We start from the raw sequence: 16416 nt of genomic DNA, 5'->3' as shown, positions 1-16416 counted from the left end.
TCGCGGACGAAGCTTCACCGCCGTGAATGGATGCCTCGCACGTCCCGATCCGTCCCCAGTGCGATGGTCAGGTCGGCCCGGTCCGGCATTTCGGTCAGGATATGCCGGGTCAGCCGCTCATAATGCTGGATGAAGCGCGCGATCCCGGCATCGTCCATCACGCTCGCGATGCCAGACCCTGCCCGCGCGCGCAATTCCTCTTCCTGCTGCGCCCGCCACCGCCGCACTACCCCGAACCCCGGCGCGGCGAGCAGCACCAGCCGGTCGAGCCGGGCGAACAACGGTTGATACGTCCCCGCCAGCGCGTCATTGGCGAAGCGCCGCCAGACGCCGCCCGCATCCTCCACCCGCTCCAGCGCGTTAACAGGCTTCGCGAGCGCCGCATCCGCCTCCGGCCGCGCACCCACGCACCAGCCCTCCAGCACAAGCAGCCGCGTCCCCGCCGCCGCCCGTTCCCAATCGGCCTCATCCGTCCTGTCGTCCGTCGCCTTGTCGAAGCGCGGCAAAGCCACCGCCTCGCCCCGCTCCAGCCCGGCGATCACCTCCAGCCCCAGCGCGACGTCATGCGTCCCCGGCACCCCCCGCGTCCGCAGTAGCGGATGAACCGTCTGCGCCAGTTCCTCCCGTTTCGCCCGGCGCAGATAGAGGTCGTCGATGGACAAGATCGCGCTCGCCACGCCCGCTTTCTCCATCCGCGCCTTGAGCGCCCCGGCCAACGTGGATTTGCCGCTTCCCTGCGCGCCGCAGATGCCCAACACGAACAGACGATCCGGCGCCTGGGCCATATCGCGCGCCAGCATCCCAGCCACGGCATCCAGCGCGGGACCGTCGCCTTGGGTCATCGCTCCGCTATGAGCAGCTTGTCGATCTTGCGCCCGTCCATATCGACGATTTCGAAGCGCCAGCCCTGATCGTCGACATAATCGCCTACCTCGGGCAGCCGCTTGAGCAGCCACAACGCATGGCCCGCGACCGTCGCATAGTCGCGGTCCTCCGGCAGGTCGATGCCGATCCGCTCCGCCAGCTGGTCCACCGGCATCTGCCCCGATACCAGCAGGCTGCCGTCCTCGCGCTCGACCAGATCCGGCTCCTCGTCCGTGTCCCGGTCCGACGCGAAATGCCCGGCAATGGCGGACAGCAGATCGGCGGGCGTCACGATTCCCTCGAAATGCCCATATTCGTCATGCACCATCACCATCGGCACATCGGACCGGCGCAGCACTTCCAGCGCGTCCATCGCATCGACCTGATCCGGCACGACCTCCGCCTTACGAATGAGCGTGCCCAGATCCAGCGCCTCGCCCCGGAACAGCGCCGCCATGATGTCGCGCGCCTGCACGATGCCGACCAGATCCTCGACCGACCCGCGCCCCACCGGCAGACGCGTATGCGGCGTTTCCAGCAAGCGCGCGCGAATCGTCGCTTCGTCCGCGCCGATATCGATCCAGTCGACATCCATGCGCTGCGTCATCACCTCGCGCACTGGACGGTCGGCAAGCCGCACCACGCCGGAGATGATCGCCCGCTCGCTTTCCTCGATCACGCCCGACCGGCTGGCTTCCGCGACGATCAGATGCAGTTCCTCCGCCGTCACATGATCCTCGGACTCGCGGGTCATGCCCAGCAGACGGAAGATCAGCGCGCTCGACCCGTCCAGCACCCACACCACCGGCGCGGTCAGCTTCGCCAGCCACATCATCGGCGTGGCGACCAGCGCGGCGATGACTTCAGGGCGGCGCAGCGCGAACTGCTTGGGCACCAGTTCCCCCACGATCAGCGAAGCATAGGTGGTCAGGCCGATCACCAACGCAAAGCCCAGCTTCTCCGCCACATTGGAAGACAGTCCCAGCGCCTGCAACCGCTCGCCCACCGGCCCGCCCAGGCTCGCCCCCGAATAGGCGCCCGCGATGATACCGATCAGGGTGATGCCGATCTGCACGGTGGACAGGAACTTGCCCGGATCGGCCGCCAGCGCCAGCGCCGATCGCGCGCCGCGACGCCCGGCCTTCTCCATCGCCTGCAAGCGCGGCTTGCGCGCCGACACGATGGCCAGTTCCGACATGGCGAACACGCCATTAAGCGCCACCAGCGCCAGGATGATGAAAAGATCGACCCAGGGAAAGGGCGACAGTGAATGAGGGGAAAGCGTGGCCATGGCGGTCGATATCCACCCTATAACGCCTATTCTTTCAATTTCACAACAGTCCCATCATCGTCGGTTCAGTTCGATAGTGGAACAAAGTTCACCGCTCGACCATTTCAAGCGGCATCGTCACCAGAGACGCATAAGACAAGGGACCAGGACCGATGAAACTTTCCTATCGTATCATGAGCGCGGCGGGCGTTGCCGCCATGCTGGCGACCACGGCATGCACGACCGACCCGCAAACCGGAAATCGCCAGATTTCAAAGGCCGCGATCGGCGGCATCGGCGGCGCGCTCGGCGGCTATCTGCTGGGCGATCTGGTCGGCGGACGCCATGATCGCACGGAAAAGATCCTGGGCGCCGGCATCGGCGCCATCGCGGGCGCGGGCATTGGCAGCTATATGGACGCGCAGGAACGCAAGCTGCGGGAAGAAACCGCCGGCACCGGCGTGGACGTGATCCGCGATGGCGACAATCTGCTGTTGCGGATGCCGTCAGGCATCACCTTCGGCTTCGACAGCGCCGCCGTGCAGCCGCAGTTCCAGCCGACGCTGAACGATGTGTCATCGGTGCTGGCGCAATATCCCAAAACCTATATCGACGTGTACGGCCACACCGACAGTGACGGCAGCGACAGCTATAATCAGGGCCTGTCCGAACGGCGCGCCCAGTCGGTCGCCGATTATCTGACATCCCACGGCGTCCAATCCGCCCGCATCGCAACGCGCGGCTTCGGCGAGACGCAGCCCATTGCGTCGAACACGACCGAGGAAGGCAAGGCCGCCAACCGCCGCGTGGAAATCAAGATCGCGCCCGTCACCGAAGCCGACGTGCGGTCCTGATCCTGTCAAAGGCCCCTCCATGGAGCGAGGGGCCTTTTTCCCCACATGCTTATGGAATGGGGATCCATGGCCTCAAAGACATTCGATCATAATCATGTTGCCCGGGATTTCATGGCAGCCGTCAATATGAGCGCCAAAGAGCTGGAAGAATGGCTCGACACGCCGGAAAGCAAGGCGGTCGGGTGGAAAGGCGCAGACGGCAAAGCGCGGGAAAGCATTGGTCACGCCAGCGGCCGTCGCATCGTGGCCTTGCTGGACACACCCTTTGAGGAACTGACCAACGACGACTTCGCGCATATGCGAAAGGTTATAAATTACGTGAAGCGCCACACGGCGCAGCAGCCGACGAACATCTTCACGTCACGCTGGCGCTATTCCCTCATGAACTGGGGGCATGATCCGCTAAAAAGTCTTTGACGCTTCAAAAACTCGACTTCAGCCCATCGATCACGAACTGCGCCGCCAGCGCCGCCAGCAGCACGCCCAGCAGGCGGGTAATCACCGCCTCGATCTTCTGCCCCAGCAGCGCCATGATCGGCCCCGCCGCCAGCAGCGATCCCAGCATCAACGCCAGCGTCAGCCCGACCGCGCCCAGAACCACCAGCCGCTCCGTCATGCCCTCGGCGCGCGACATCATCAGCATCACCGTCGCGATGGAACCCGGCCCCGCGATCATCGGCATCGCCATGGGAAAGACGGAAACATCCTCCACCTGCGGCGTTTCGGCGACCTTCTGTGCCCGGCTTTCCCGCCGTTCGGTCCGCTTTTCGAACACCATGTCCATGGCGATCATGAACAGCATGATCCCGCCCGCAATGCGGAAGCTGTCCAGTTCGATGCCAAGGATATGGAGCAACTGCTTGCCCCACAGGGCGAAGATCAACAGGATCGCCGCGGCGATGCCCACCGCGCGAATCGCCATACTCCGCCGCTGCGCCGCGCTCGCGCCGGTGGTGAGGCTCGCATAGATCGGCGCGCAACCCGGCGGGTCGATCACCACGAACAGCGTCACGAAGGCGGAAAGGAAAAGCTCGCTCATGATGCAGGCGCTCCCACTCTGTCATCGATCACCGTCTCATAATCGGCCCCGGTCCACATTCGCACGGTGACATGGCGGCTGCCATCGCCCGCCACATCGGCGGACCAGAGCAGGCTTTCGTCCTTCGGCGCGGGAGGCGCTTCGCCCTTGCGCCCCGGTGGCGGAGCGGCAGTAACGGCCGGCCCCTCACCTGGCCCGCGCCGCTTGCAGGTCGCGACCTTGCCGGTCAGATATTCCGGCGCTTCGCGCGGACTGGCCAGCGTGTCGCCATGATCCATGATCCACTTCCACGCGCCCTTCTTGTCGCGCTGCCAGATGGTCGTGAAATAGCCGACCGACCCGTCCGGGCGCTTCCAGTTACCTGTGCTCGCCGCCAGCCGCCCGTCGCACGACACATAGACGATAGACGGCGACCATTGCACCGAAGCGGGCGGATCGGCCTGTTTCTTCAGCCACTCCTTCGCCAGCACGCGCTGCGGCACGAACAACACCGCCTCCTCCGCTGAGGTTTCGCGAAAGGCAGTCCATTGCCCTTTCGCCTGCGCCAGCCGGTTGAAGGCGATCTCCGCTGCGATCACGGAACTCGGATCGGGCTGGAATCGCATTGGCGGGCTCGCGCCGACCAGCGCGAACGCACTGACCAGCAGGAGCGCCGCGGGTGCTTTCACAGCCCCTCCGGCTTGGGCAACCCCGCCCGCGCATGAGCCGCGACCAGCGTGTTTCGCAGCAGCACCGCGATCGTCATCGGCCCTACCCCGCCAGGCACCGGCGTTATGGCGCGCACATGGGCCAGTGCTTCGGCAGTGGCGACGTCGCCCACGATCCGGCTCTTGCCGTCTTCGGTATCGACGATCCGGTTGATGCCCACGTCGATCACGGTCGCGCCGGGCTTGATCCATTCGCCCTTCACCATCTCCGCGCGCCCGACAGCCGCGACCACGATGTCGGCGCGATGCACCACGCTCGCGATGTCGCGGGTGCGGCTGTGTGCGACGGTGACGGTGCAGTTTTCCGCGAGCAGCAACTGCGCCATCGGCTTGCCCACGATATTGGAGCGCCCGACCACCACGGCCTCCAGTCCGCTGAGGTCGCCCAGCTCGTCCTTCAGCAACATGATGCAACCCAGCGGCGTACACGGCACCAGCGCCTCCTGCCCGGTCGCGAGCCGCCCCGCATTGACGACATGGAAGCCGTCCACATCCTTGTCCGGGCTGATCGCGGCGATCACGGCGGCCTCGTCGATATGCTTCGGCAGCGGCAACTGGCACAATATGCCGTCGACCCGTTCGTCCGCGTTCAGTTCCTCGATCAGGTCGAGCAGTTCTTCCTCGCCAATGGTCGCGGGCAGCTTGAACTCGAAGCTCTCCATGCCCGTCGCGACCGTCATCTTGCCCTTGTTGCGGACGTAGACGGAACTGGCCGGATCCTCGCCCACCAGCACCACAGCCAGCCCGGGCTTGCGACCGGCCTGCTCCGCAAAGGCAGCCACGCCGTCCGCCACCTGCGTCCGCAGCGTGGCAGCAAAGGCCTTACCGTCGATGATCTTGCCGATGGTCATGCTTGTCCCTGTTCCTCGATCATGGCGGAAAGACGCTGGAGCGCCGCCCCTTCGCCGCCACCCTTCATCCGCAGCCGCTTTAGCCGGTTGGTGTCACCCGATTCCACTAAAATCGCGCTTTTGGGCCAATCCAGTCGCTTGCCCAGCAAAGCGATCAGCGCGGCATTGGCCTTGCCCTTTTCCGGCACGGCCCGCACGCGGGCGCTGAGCCAGAGCACGCCTTTCTCATCCGTCCAGACGCCGCCAATCTCTTCCCGCGCCGCGCCCGGCGTCAACCTGACGCGCAGCAGCAGGTCATCACCGTCGCGACTCCAGGCGGTCACACCAGCCCGAACAGGGGCGGCAATATCGCCTGCCGGATGATGAGAATCGCCAACAGCACGACCATCGGCGACAGATCAAGCGCGCCCAGATCCGGCATCACCTTTCGGATTGGATTATAGATCGGCGCGGTGATCCGGTCGAGCGCGACCATGATGGTGCGGACCACGTCGCTATAGGTGTTGATGACGTTGAAGGCGATCAACCAGCTCATTATGGCCTGGATGATGATGACCCACCACAACACGTCGAGCAGGATGACGATGATCTGATAGAGCGCGTAGGCCATGAAGTCTCCAATATGCTGGATGTTTCCTCTAGCCGAGGCAGGCGCCCCGTCACAAGCCGCCAGCACGGCCTATTCCACCAACGGTCGGCAATTTTCGCCGGAAAACCTGCCTTAGCGCCGAACCAGCGTGCCCGCGCCCCGATCCGTGAATATTTCGAGCAGCATCGCGTGCGGCACCCGCCCGTCCAGAATGACGGCGGCGTCCACGCCCCCTTCGACCGCCTTCACGCAGGTTTCCAGCTTCGGGATCATCCCGCCTGTAATCGTGCCGTCCTGCTGCAATCCCTTGATCGCCTGCGGATCGAGGTCGGTGAGAAGATGCCCCTCTTTATCCAGCACCCCAGCCACATCGGTCAGCAGGAAAAAGCGCGATGCGCCCAGCTCGGCCGCGATCGCGCCCGCCATGGTGTCGGCGTTGACATTATAGGTGTGGCCGTCCGCACCGATGCCCACAGGCGCCACCACCGGAATGATGCCGTCCCCCGACAGTGTGTCGAGGATACGCCGGTCCACCCGCACGGGATCGCCGACGAAGCCCAGGTCCACATGCCGCTCGATCCCGCTATTGGGATCGGGCGCACGGCTGCCACCCACCTTCTCGCACAGCACCAGCCCGCCATCCTTGCCGGAAATGCCGACCGCACGGCCCCCCGCGCCGGAAATCCAGCCGACGATTTCCTTGTTGATCGACCCCGCCAGCACCATTTCGGCAATCTGCGCCGTTTCCGCATCGGTCACGCGCAGACCGTTGACGAAATGCGATTCGACGCCCAGCTTCTTGAGCATCGCGCCGATCTGCGGCCCGCCGCCATGAACGACCACGACATTGATGCCGACGGCCTTCATCAGCACCACATCTTCCGCGAAATCGCGCGCCGCTTCAGGATCGCCCATGGCATGACCGCCATATTTCACGACAAAGGTCTTGCCCGCATAACGCTGCATATAGGGCAGCGCTTCGACGAGGGTTTCGGCCTTCGCGAGGATCGCGGGTTCGGGAGCATGCTTATTGGTCATGCGCGCGCGCATAAGGCCAATGACCCGCCGCCGCAAGTTTGCGCGGTCTTTCCTCCATTTCATCAGGCGCCCGGATTTTCATCTGGCGATCATACAATGTACCAAATCCGGGGCCGATATGGCTGTTGAGCTTCATGTCCAAACGATACTGATATCCGCCTAGGATCTCAGTCGATCGTTGGCAGCAGGCAGCTCTGCCACCAAATCGCGCGCCAGGCCGTTGAGCATTGCCCTAACATCCTCATGCTCATCAGGCGACCACCGGTCGAGAATTTGGGCCAGCCTGTCGCGATAGCTCGTTATGATCCGCTCAAACGTCCGGCGGCCAGATTCAGACACAACAAAATCGCCTTCTCCATGACGTAGCAACAAGCCTGCATTCTCCAGGCGACTGGCGATCGGCCGCAACTCCGGTTCCGTGATGTGCCCGGACAACCGGCCCTCTTCCCGACTGAGTTGCACCAGCAGCCACATTTCGTCCGGCTTGAGCGAGACACCGGACCGTTCGGCAATACCACGATAGGTTTCCCAGCGATGTTCGCGCTGGCCCAGGCGAGTCACGATCAGTTGGAGCTCCTCCAGCGACGTCGCATCATGCGGCATCGCGAAGCTCTCGCCGATTGTTTCCGACCGCTCGCCGTCCTGTAACGGCACCTCCTTGAGAAACCAGGTCAGCAGAAAGGCAAACGCCCCGATGACCGCCGCTGACAGGAAGACCGGATGCAGGGCGGCCGTGAACACTTCCAGATAGATGTTGCGGACGCCAAGCGGGAGCGCAGCGATTCCTGCCGCGTCGCTCGCGGTTGGAAGCGCCATCCCTACCGGCATTCGGCTGGCTAGGCCGCTGGCAAGATTCGCGGCGAAGATTGCGCCGAACAGCGACACCCCGATGGAACCGCCTATCGAACGGAACAAGGTTGTGCCCGAGGTAGCCACGCCAAGATTGCGGTAGTCGACAGCATTCTGAACGGCAAGCACCAGCACCTGCATGACCATGCCCAGGCCAAGTCCCAGCACCAACATGTACGCCGGCGCCGCCCAGATACTGCTCGCTATGCCGAGAGTAGAAAGCAAGGCAAGGCCGATCGTCATCACTGCGGTGCCAATGATGGGAAACAACCGGTAGCGCCCGATCCGGCTGATGATCTGTCCGCTGACGATCGAGGTGACGAGTACACCGCCCATCATCGGCGTCAATTGCAACCCGGCGGTGGATGGGCTCACACCCTGCACCACCTGCAGATAGATCGGCATATATGTCACCGAACCGAACATCGCGAGGCCAACGATGAACCCGACCGCGCAGGCGACGAGGAAGGTCGGATTGCGGAAAAGCGGCAACGGCAGGATCGGTTCGGCGGTGCGGGACTCAACCATGATGAAACCAGCGAGCGTGATCAGTGTCAGCGCGGCCAGACCCAGGATCGTAGGTGAACTCCAGGGATTGATATTGCCGCCAAAGCTGGTGAAAAGGACAAGTGACGTCAACATGACCGCCATCAGCGCGGCGCCGGCGACATCGATCGCGGGCCGCTGCCGCTTGGCTGGCGAGGTGAATGCGATGGCTATCACGCCCAAGGCGGCAAGACCCAGCGGCAGGTTGATATAGAAAATCCAGCGCCAGTTCAGATGCTCGACGAAGAACCCGCCAATCAATGGCCCAAGCACGGTCGACAGCCCAAAGACGCCGCCAAAGAAGCCCTGATAACGACCCCGATCCCGGGGCGGAATAATGTCGCCGATTGCCGCCATGCTCGTCACCATCAGCCCGCCGCCGCCCAGACCTTGCAGCGCCCGGAACGCAATCAGTGCGCCCATTGAACGGCTTAAGCCACACAGCGCCGATCCGAGAAGAAACAGCAGGATCGCACCCTGCAGCACGATTTTGCGTCCGAAGAGATCGCCAAGCTTGCCGTAGAGCGGCGTGACGATGGTCGTCGCCAGCATGTAGGCGGTGACGATCCACGAAAGGTGCGCCAACCCGCCAAACTCACCCACAATCGTCGGCAGCGCCGTGGAAACGATCGTCTGGTCGAGCGATGCCAGCAGCATCACCAACATAAGCGCCCAAAAAATCAGTTGGACCGATTGCGGTGGGGGAGTCGCGGACGCCGGCATGATTGATGTATTTTGTGGCATGGGGGGCGTTTCCTTCTCCGTCTTGCTTCGCTCATCTTACGTCTGGCGCCTGATCCACAAGCACTAATTCATGGACTGTCGAACATTGGGAGGCCTGCCGTTGCGGTAGCGAAAGCGGGTATTACCCAGTTGGAGACGGATGCACTGGCACCGCGCAAAAGTTCGGTGTCGGTCACGATCTTGGTTCGATCACCATATTTGCCGCGAGTTACCAGAAACGCGATGTGGGGCTTGCCTCCGGAGAACATGGTGATCGCCGCGAAGTAAATTTCCGTATCACCCGATTTCAGCACCGAGTAAAAGGCCAGATCCTCCCACGAGGTTGGATCGACATTCATCCGGTCACTCTCGTGCGAAACCTCGTCCTGGAGGAATATTCCAAATGGCCCGCTCTCCTTCCAGACTTCATCTGACAGGCGATCAAGTTCCCCCAAGTCGAAGATGTTGCTAGGCCGCGTTGATGGGGGCGCCGTCCCTGCGGCCTCGGTTGGACCGGCGCCCACCGACGCGCCCCAGAGCATCGCAGCGATAATGACAGCCGCCGGACTTCGTACCATCCAATTTGCTGAAATCGGCATGTTCGACTTCTCATATGTCGTGTCCCCGCTTGTGATATCGCGGGTTGCCTCGGTTTAGCGCTGGAGCGCTGCCAATCGAATGCAATGTGGTCACCAAGTCGTGGTACTTTTACATGGACGCTGAAGGATTGCTTCCCGGTCGATGTCTTGCGCTCCCGTCCTCAACGAGGCGGATGTGGCGCTGGTGGTTGGGCCTGGCTAAAAGACCGTAACGGCCAGACAAACCAGGGCCGCAGAAGAAGAAAGATCATCATGATGCTGAAAGACATGCTCGCGCCTACCTACGTCCAGATGCTGGGAGCGCTTGCGGCTTGGCTCCGCAAAGTCGACGAGAAGGGGCAGGAAGTGGCGCAGACGCTGCTCACGGCTCGCCTTGCGCCCGACATGTTCCCACTTTCAACCCAGATCTGCTTCGCTTGCGTGCAAGCACAGGAGGGCGTGTTTCGGCTGCGGCAAGAAGCTTTCCCGCCATCAATCGAAGTATTGCTGGATGAGGGACGCAACGCGGCCGAGCACTCCGGCTCCATCGCCGACGCGCTTGCAAGGATCGCCGCAACCATCAGCATCGTGGAGGTGGCGGCAGCAGATGCGCCCGAGATCGATCCAGCGACGCCCATTGCTCATACGCTGCCGCAGGGCATGGTGTTCGATCTCACTGCCGAGCAATATGTCCGCGACTGGGCGCTACCGCAATTCTATTTCCACGTCATGACCGCTTACGCGATCCTGCGCGCCCGAGGCGTTGACCTAGGGAAGGCCGACTATGTCGCGCACATGTTCGCATATCTGCGCCCAGGCACCTTGCCCGAGCAATAGAGAGCGAGCGAGCTGATCGTGGTTTCTAAGTTGCCGATCGCTTCGCCGAATGATCACCACGTTGGAGTAAAATCGCTCATGTTCGCTCCATTCTCGCGAGGTCGAGCGTGGAACCAGACTGCTATCAAACAATTGCGTGAATCCAGCGATGACAGCAATGACGCAGCACGGGACATTGCCGAAACTTTGTAATGGCAGGAAGCAGCCGTTGACCGAAATCGGTCGGTCAACCCAAATTGCTACTCCTCCCCGATGTCCAACGGGCACATCTCGATCCGGACAGAGCCAAGTCCACACGTTCGTGATCTGGCCATCAAATCGCGTTTCCGAACCAGAGCCAATGTACCGAAATATGCATATGCGATTCGGAGGAGAAGCGTGTTTTTGCACTCCCTGCTCCACTCGCGACGTTGGGCATCAGCAATGGCACCCCACGCATAATCGTGCATGATATACCATTTGTGCATAATTTCCTTGCATTTCCCGAAAAAAGGGTAAAACGTCCCTCTCGAAATGACATCAGGAGAGGCAGATGAAGCTATCATATCTTTGCATGACCGGATATGATGGGCCGGCGCCCGGGATAGAGATTTGGCCCGCATCTCCGGAGTTCTGCAGGCCGGATGTGGCGCAGAGATCCTATGCACGATATCTCGACATGGTCGAACTTGCTGAACGTCTCGGCTTCGATTGGATCAGCGTCTCTGAGCATCATTACGCGCCTTACCAGATGACGCCGAATCCGATGATCATGGCATCTGCGATCATTCAGCGCACCAAGCGTGCGCGTGTCGCCCTGCTTGGCCCGCTCGTGCCGCTGAACAATCCGATCCGGCTCGCTGAAGAAGTCGCCATGCTCGACGCCTTGAGTGGTGGGCGCATGGAAGTCCTGTTCCTGCGGGGCACACCGAACGAGCATAAAACCTACGATACGCCGGCCGAACTGACCAAGAAGATGACGCAGGAAGGCATTGATCTCATTTTGAAGGCCTGGACTTCCGAAAAGCCATTTTCCTGGAAGGGCGATCAGTATAAATTCGATACCGTGTCGATCTGGCCGCGTATTACGCAGCAGCCGCATCCTCCAGTATTCGGATCGGGGAATAGTGAGGATTCGGTAGTATTTTCTGCAAAGCGCCGGATCGGTATCGGTTTTTCCTTCGCGCCGCCAGAAGTCGTGAAGAAGTGGATCGGCCTCTATCGCGCCGAATGCGCCAAGGAAGGTTGGGAGCCTACGCCCAATCACGTAATCTATCGCGGAATCATTTATTGCGCGCCCAGCGATCAGCAGGCCTATGCCGATCTGGAGAGCTTCTTCGGCCAGCAGGCCGAGGAGCAGGGCAAATTGCAGTCGGCCACGCTGGGCGGTCCTCCGGTCCTCGATCTGGTTGCCAAGCCCTATTTCGTGGGATCGCCCGACACGCTCATCGAAAAGTTCCAGACCTTGCGCGACATTGGCGTCGGCGTCTGCGATTTGCCGTTCGTGGTCGGCTCACCCGAACAACAGCGCGCATCCCTCGAGTTGTTCGGCAAGGAGGTGCTGCCGAAGGTTCAGGCATGGGACACCGGGAGCTTTGCAAAGAGGCTTACCAGCGCGGTGACGAAGTCGGTTTTCAGCCGGGTCTGTCAGCGCCTTCAGGGGTAAAAACGATGAGGAGCATGGCCCTTTCTCCGTCGAACTCGGCGACGAGGGCGATGACGAGCGCAACATCGGTCTGAACTACGAACAAGAATGCCTTGGATGCGCCCCTGGCGCCCCTCGGAGTGCCGCAACCGAACAGGGCGCGCATGAGAATGCCAAGATTGAACCCGGCGACGTGGATCAAATAACGCTTGTGAACATTCTCGCGCCCGCGCAGCCACGCGCGGCGCATGCCGCCGCGATCCAGGACGTGGGCAAAGCTACGCTCGACCATCTCACCACGCTTGCGCATCGCCTTGCGTCCGACGGCGGATTTCAGGCGAGACCGATTGGCGTAGACGGCCTTCTGGGCAGCCTCGTCGCCGTGCCAGCGCAGATATCCATTCGGCGGTGCCGGCTCGGCGATGCGCGTCTTCCAGATGTCGCCGTCGAGACCCTTGAGGAGCTCGCGCGAATGATAGCCTTTATCGGTCACAAGATCGCAGGGATCCCCGGACGTCGGCGCCAGGCCAATGTCGGCGAGGTTGCGTGCTGCCGTCTCCAGCGTGGCGTCGAGCGTTGTCGTGTCGCCCTTGTCGGCCGGGTGGATCGGCGCTGCCACGATAACACCCGTGTCGAGATCGACCGCGTGTTCGGGCTTGTAGGCCAGACGCGTCGAGCCGTTCTTCATCCGCGCGACCTTCGCGTCGGGATCGGTCTTGCTCGCCCAGTCCGCATTCGACAGCTTCTTGCCCTTGCGTTTGCGATCGAGCCGGACAAGGTCGTCGATCGTCGGCGTGTCGATGCCGCTCTCTTGCGCCATGCGCACCAGCATCTCGCGGTAGGTCTCGCCATTGTCACGCCGCACGATGGTACGCAGCGCGGCGTTCGCCTCCATGGTCGAGCCATCGACGCCGATCCGCTCGCCTTTCACCAGATCGTGCCCGGCGACGAGGGCCAGTACCCAGCCGAAGATCTGGTCATGTACCTCGTGCGGCAGGCGGCTCCGCGTCTTCGACAACCAGCTATGATCAGGGACCTTGTCGCGGCTCGACAGTCGCAGGAACTCCCGCAGCGACAGCGAATCCGAACAGCGCCAGACAATCCCGCGTTCGCTGTCGATGCCCTCGAAATAGCCGATCAGCAGCATGCGGAAATAGCGGCCCGGCGGCAGCGACGGGGCTCCCATCCGCGGCGCATAATAGGGCTTGCACGTCTTCTCGACAAAGCCATCGAAGCCCGCCTCGGCCAGCAGCTTCTGGAGCTTGTCGTAGAAAACATGCCCCGGTGAACGCGGTATCTCCGCCCACGTCACGATCAAATCGGACTGGACCTCGCTATCACGCCCCATCGCCATCGCCGCTAACCCGCCAGACAATCCCACTGCCGCACTGAATCAGCCACCGCCGACTTCGTCAACGGCCTGTTACGGAAGCTGCCGAGTGAGGACAGCTCCGGTGGCCCTGATACACAACCTCAACAGCAATCGCCTCGCATCTCCTCCGGCGCTCAGATCAGCCGGCCGAGCGACGTCGCGGTCGGAGGAGCGGCAAGTGCAGCCATGATAGGCGCGAACGCCTCCTTGCCGAGGACCTTGCCGGCAGCCTCCTGTGCCTCAGGCGAGGTCCAGCGCTCCAGGAAAGTCAGGTGCTCGGGATGATCGAGGTCCTGATACAATTCGGTTCCTTCAGTGCCATCGCAGGCCGATATCTTCGCCGCAAGTTCTCGCAAGGCTTGCTCGAGAATGTCAATCTGCCCGGGTGCGGCGATCATTATATAGGAACGCATCATGGCCATATTCTTCTCCTGAGAACGGCTCGCCGGAAACCTCCCCTTTCAAGCTGAGGAAGGCGTATCCAATGCCTAATGAGCCACGGCATTTGCAGCCGCAACGACATATTGTTGACGATACGTTACCTGCGATAACTCCCGGAGGCGAAATGAACCAGTCAGGATCAGAGACGAGCAAGGGCGCCCGCTGCTTAAACGGGATCGACATATGCTGTGTGGCGGCTCAATTTCTTATCGTTGAAACCTTATGAATGACATCGCCATACAAGCATTTCACGCAAGCTTGTCAGAGAACGAGGTTGCGGATTTGCGTAACCGCCTGGCGCAGACACGCTGGCCAGACTGGCTACCGGGTTCGGACTGGAGTTATGGCGTTGACGGGGCATATCTCAAAAAACTGTGCGATTATTGGCAGCATGATTTCGACTTCGACGGCCATGTCACCCGCCTTAATGCCTGGCCACAATATGTGTCTGAAATAGAGGGCGAGCGCCTCCATTTCTATCATGTGCCATCCAGGGTGCCGACAGCGCGGCCACTGATACTCGTTCACGGCTGGCCGGGCTCAGTGGTCGAATTTCTCGATCTGATCGGGCCGCTGTCGGACCCGGAGGCGCATGGCGGCGATCCGGCCGACGCCTTCCACGTCGTGGTGCCTTCGCTGCCGGGATATGGTTTCTCGGGGCCTACGCGCAATCATGGTGTGAACATCGCCAAGGCAGCCTCCATGATGAACGCCATCATGCGCGCGCTCGGGTATGAACGCTATTTCGCGCAAGGTGGGGACTGGGGATCTCTGACAACCAGTCGCATGGCGCAGGATTTCCCGCAAAATGTCGCGGCTTTGCATATAAACATGGCGCCAGGCGGCAATGCCAATCCCATGCTCCCGGTCGAGGGGTTGAGTATAGCGGATCAGCACGAATTGGATCAATTGCGTCATCACCTGATGATCGATGGCGCCTATGCCCAGATCCAGACAACCCGCCCACAGACGCTCGCCGTCGCCATGAACGATTCCCCTGCCGGGCTGGCTGGTTGGATCATCGACAAATTCTGGTCGTGGACCGATCATGGCGGGAATCTAGAGGATGCGTTCGACATCGACCATCTTCTCGACAATTTAAGCGTCTATTGGTTTACCGGCACCGCAGGGTCCAGTTTCCGGCTCTATCACGAGAATAATTATCGCACCCAATATACCCATTCCCGCGTCGAGATCCCCACCGGGGTTGCAAGATTTGCAGGCGAACCATTCCGCTGGCCGCGGGCGCTGGTCGAATGGAACTACCCCAATATCCACCTATGGGAGGACTTGCCCGCAGGGGGCCATTTCGCAGCTTTTCAGCGTAAGGAAGATTTTCTGCGCGTGGTGCGCGCTTTCTTTCGCAATCAATCGACCCGGGGCGCCAAAACCAGACTGACCGAGGAACTGCCCAAACCAACGCGCGACCGCTGTGGATCAATCCGCTGAAAGGTATGAGACAATGGCCAATATAGTTTTTCTTCATGGCGGCGGCATGGGCGGATGGGTGTGGAATGAGATCGCCACCACACTGCGCGGCGAAGGTCACCATATATTGACGCCAACCTTCACCGGTTTCGGCGAACGTTCACACCTGATCAGCCGTGACGTGACCCATGAGGTGCACGTGACGGATATAGTGAACATGCTGACCTTTGAAGACGTCCGCGATGTCGTGCTTGTCCCCTTCAGCTATGGCGGGTCCGTAGCTCCGGGCGTGATCGCTCGCGCCGGCGATCGCATCCGCCGCGTCGTATATTTTGACGGGATCGTCCCCGAAGCGGGCAAGAGCGTTGGCGAGGCCATGGGCTATATGTCGAACGAAGAGGCCATGGGGCTCAACGCCTTGCTTGCATCAGGCAAAGGCGCCATCGGAACCGGCGTTGCGGAGATGCAGCGGACGGCCGCTCAAGACAAGCCGATGAAAATGACAACCGAGCGGCAAGAATGGATGTTGGCCCACCTGAGCGACATGCCCTTGCGCTGTATGGTCAGCCCAGTGACCAGCGGTGGTGACGCTATTGACAAGCCTGTCGATTATCTGGGTATTGTCGGCGATGTTATGGAACCGCAGCATGAAAAAGCCCGCAAGCTTGGCTGGAATGTCGAAACGATGGGGCCGGAAATCGACCACGCCTTCATCGTCGGCGCACCCGAACGTGCGGTGGAATTTCTGCGACCGAGGCTCTGATTGAATGTACGAAAATTCGGTAGCGCACAGTTCTGCGGGTGAT

Annotated in this window: 18 protein-coding genes; 6 read left to right on the top strand and 12 right to left on the bottom strand. The window is 61.5% G+C overall.

What is annotated here, in order from left to right; translation table 11 throughout:
• Positions 1 to 14: 14 nt before the first annotated feature.
• Entirely contained in the window at positions 15 to 842 is an 828-nt protein-coding gene (locus tag ATN00_RS08035; protein WP_062063767.1) for a kinase, read from the bottom strand.
• Complete coding sequence (locus ATN00_RS08030) at positions 839 to 2155, bottom strand: hemolysin family protein (protein WP_062063765.1); 1317 nt, start codon at positions 2153 to 2155, stop codon at positions 839 to 841. The genes ATN00_RS08035 and ATN00_RS08030 overlap by 4 nt, the downstream gene beginning before the upstream one ends.
• 152 nt (positions 2156 to 2307) lie before the next feature.
• Between ATN00_RS08030 and ATN00_RS08025 the strand changes: the two genes are divergently transcribed.
• Together ATN00_RS08025 and ATN00_RS08020 are read left to right on the top strand one after the other, a co-directional pair.
• On the top strand, positions 2308 to 2988 hold the full coding sequence (locus tag ATN00_RS08025; RefSeq protein WP_062063763.1) for a YiaD family glycine zipper/OmpA-like lipoprotein: 681 nt from the start codon (positions 2308 to 2310) through the stop codon (positions 2986 to 2988).
• A gap of 66 nt (positions 2989 to 3054) precedes the next feature.
• On the top strand, positions 3055 to 3405 hold the full coding sequence (locus ATN00_RS08020) for a DUF3140 domain-containing protein (protein WP_062068542.1): 351 nt from the start codon (positions 3055 to 3057) through the stop codon (positions 3403 to 3405).
• A gap of 4 nt (positions 3406 to 3409) precedes the next feature.
• On the opposite strand, the gene ATN00_RS08015 is transcribed toward ATN00_RS08020, so the two are convergent.
• From ATN00_RS08015 to ATN00_RS07980, 8 genes are all read right to left on the bottom strand, one after another.
• A complete protein-coding gene (locus ATN00_RS08015; RefSeq protein WP_062063761.1) occupies positions 3410 to 4027 on the bottom strand; it encodes a MarC family protein in 618 nt (205 codons plus the stop codon).
• Positions 4024 to 4695 (bottom strand): Cif family virulence factor, encoded by a 672-nt coding sequence (locus ATN00_RS08010; RefSeq protein WP_062063759.1) that lies wholly within the window; start codon positions 4693 to 4695, stop codon positions 4024 to 4026. Before ATN00_RS08010 ends, ATN00_RS08015 begins: the two co-directional genes overlap by 4 nt.
• Positions 4692 to 5585 carry a bifunctional methylenetetrahydrofolate dehydrogenase/methenyltetrahydrofolate cyclohydrolase FolD gene (gene folD / locus ATN00_RS08005; RefSeq protein WP_062063757.1) on the bottom strand — a complete coding sequence of 298 codons (894 nt, stop codon included), beginning with the start codon at positions 5583 to 5585 and terminating at the stop codon, positions 4692 to 4694. The genes ATN00_RS08010 and folD overlap by 4 nt, the downstream gene beginning before the upstream one ends.
• On the bottom strand, positions 5582 to 5908 hold the full coding sequence (locus ATN00_RS08000) for a DUF167 domain-containing protein (protein WP_062063751.1): 327 nt from the start codon (positions 5906 to 5908) through the stop codon (positions 5582 to 5584). Before ATN00_RS08000 ends, folD begins: the two co-directional genes overlap by 4 nt.
• The gene (locus ATN00_RS07995) at positions 5905 to 6195 is read right to left on the bottom strand and encodes a YggT family protein (protein WP_062063749.1); all 291 of its coding nucleotides are present in this window, start codon (positions 6193 to 6195) and stop codon (positions 5905 to 5907) included. Before ATN00_RS07995 ends, ATN00_RS08000 begins: the two co-directional genes overlap by 4 nt.
• A 111-nt stretch (positions 6196 to 6306) precedes the next feature.
• The gene (gene argB, locus ATN00_RS07990) at positions 6307 to 7224 is read right to left on the bottom strand and encodes an acetylglutamate kinase (RefSeq protein ID WP_062063747.1); all 918 of its coding nucleotides are present in this window, start codon (positions 7222 to 7224) and stop codon (positions 6307 to 6309) included.
• A 147-nt stretch (positions 7225 to 7371) separates the two neighbouring features.
• A complete protein-coding gene (locus tag ATN00_RS07985; protein WP_082635133.1) occupies positions 7372 to 9351 on the bottom strand; it encodes an MDR family MFS transporter in 1980 nt (659 codons plus the stop codon).
• Between the two features lie 68 nt (positions 9352 to 9419).
• The gene (locus tag ATN00_RS07980; RefSeq protein ID WP_156415244.1) at positions 9420 to 9929 is read right to left on the bottom strand and encodes a hypothetical protein; all 510 of its coding nucleotides are present in this window, start codon (positions 9927 to 9929) and stop codon (positions 9420 to 9422) included.
• A 252-nt stretch (positions 9930 to 10181) separates the two neighbouring features.
• On the opposite strand from ATN00_RS07980, the gene ATN00_RS07975 reads away from it, so the two are divergent.
• Both ATN00_RS07975 and ATN00_RS07965 read left to right on the top strand, forming a co-directional pair.
• Positions 10182 to 10745, top strand: coding sequence for a DUF1993 domain-containing protein (locus ATN00_RS07975; RefSeq protein ID WP_062063741.1), 564 nt, complete (start codon positions 10182 to 10184; stop codon positions 10743 to 10745).
• Between the two features lie 532 nt (positions 10746 to 11277).
• The gene (locus ATN00_RS07965) at positions 11278 to 12390 is read left to right on the top strand and encodes an LLM class flavin-dependent oxidoreductase (RefSeq protein WP_062063738.1); all 1113 of its coding nucleotides are present in this window, start codon (positions 11278 to 11280) and stop codon (positions 12388 to 12390) included.
• Here ATN00_RS07965 and ATN00_RS07960 read toward each other — a convergent pair.
• Positions 12359 to 13723, bottom strand: coding sequence for a transposase (locus ATN00_RS07960; RefSeq protein WP_013039168.1), 1365 nt, complete (start codon positions 13721 to 13723; stop codon positions 12359 to 12361). The two genes, ATN00_RS07965 and ATN00_RS07960, sit on opposite strands and share 32 nt — an antisense overlap.
• A 152-nt stretch (positions 13724 to 13875) precedes the next feature.
• Complete coding sequence (locus tag ATN00_RS07955; protein ID WP_062063737.1) at positions 13876 to 14163, bottom strand: putative quinol monooxygenase; 288 nt, start codon at positions 14161 to 14163, stop codon at positions 13876 to 13878.
• A gap of 241 nt (positions 14164 to 14404) precedes the next feature.
• Here ATN00_RS07955 and ATN00_RS07950 point away from each other — a divergent pair, with 241 nt between their 5' ends.
• Positions 14405 to 15631 (top strand): epoxide hydrolase family protein, encoded by a 1227-nt coding sequence (locus ATN00_RS07950; protein WP_082635132.1) that lies wholly within the window; start codon positions 14405 to 14407, stop codon positions 15629 to 15631.
• Entirely contained in the window at positions 15615 to 16373 is a 759-nt protein-coding gene (locus tag ATN00_RS07945) for an alpha/beta fold hydrolase (protein ID WP_156415243.1), read from the top strand. The genes ATN00_RS07950 and ATN00_RS07945 overlap by 17 nt, the downstream gene beginning before the upstream one ends.
• The last annotated feature ends 43 nt before the right edge of the window (positions 16374 to 16416 follow it).

This window comes from Sphingobium baderi (assembly GCF_001456115.1).
Lineage (GTDB): Bacteria > Pseudomonadota > Alphaproteobacteria > Sphingomonadales > Sphingomonadaceae > Sphingobium > Sphingobium baderi_A.
Note: the sequence above shows the minus strand (reverse complement) of the source record. Positions and strands in the feature narration are given on the sequence as shown.

Bases quoted from the DNA above. Each gene is read 5' to 3' on its own strand.
- ATN00_RS08035 (WP_062063767.1), bottom strand. From the start codon at position 842: ATGACCCAAGGCGACGGTCCCGCGCTGGATGCCGTGGCTGGGATGCTG.
- ATN00_RS08030 (WP_062063765.1), bottom strand. From the start codon at position 2,155: ATGGCCACGCTTTCCCCTCATTCACTGTCGCCCTTTCCCTGGGTCGAT.
- ATN00_RS08025 (WP_062063763.1), top strand. From the start codon at position 2,308: ATGAAACTTTCCTATCGTATCATGAGCGCGGCGGGCGTTGCCGCCATG.
- ATN00_RS08020 (WP_062068542.1), top strand. From the start codon at position 3,055: ATGGCCTCAAAGACATTCGATCATAATCATGTTGCCCGGGATTTCATG.
- ATN00_RS08015 (WP_062063761.1), bottom strand. From the start codon at position 4,027: ATGAGCGAGCTTTTCCTTTCCGCCTTCGTGACGCTGTTCGTGGTGATC.
- folD (WP_062063757.1), bottom strand. From the start codon at position 5,585: ATGACCATCGGCAAGATCATCGACGGTAAGGCCTTTGCTGCCACGCTG.
- ATN00_RS07995 (WP_062063749.1), bottom strand. From the start codon at position 6,195: ATGGCCTACGCGCTCTATCAGATCATCGTCATCCTGCTCGACGTGTTG.
- argB (WP_062063747.1), bottom strand. From the start codon at position 7,224: ATGCGCGCGCGCATGACCAATAAGCATGCTCCCGAACCCGCGATCCTC.
- ATN00_RS07985 (WP_082635133.1), bottom strand. From the start codon at position 9,351: ATGCCACAAAATACATCAATCATGCCGGCGTCCGCGACTCCCCCACCG.
- ATN00_RS07980 (WP_156415244.1), bottom strand. From the start codon at position 9,929: ATGCCGATTTCAGCAAATTGGATGGTACGAAGTCCGGCGGCTGTCATT.
- ATN00_RS07975 (WP_062063741.1), top strand. From the start codon at position 10,182: ATGATGCTGAAAGACATGCTCGCGCCTACCTACGTCCAGATGCTGGGA.
- ATN00_RS07965 (WP_062063738.1), top strand. From the start codon at position 11,278: ATGAAGCTATCATATCTTTGCATGACCGGATATGATGGGCCGGCGCCC.
- ATN00_RS07960 (WP_013039168.1), bottom strand. From the start codon at position 13,723: ATGGCGATGGGGCGTGATAGCGAGGTCCAGTCCGATTTGATCGTGACG.
- ATN00_RS07955 (WP_062063737.1), bottom strand. From the start codon at position 14,163: ATGGCCATGATGCGTTCCTATATAATGATCGCCGCACCCGGGCAGATT.
- ATN00_RS07950 (WP_082635132.1), top strand. From the start codon at position 14,405: ATGAATGACATCGCCATACAAGCATTTCACGCAAGCTTGTCAGAGAAC.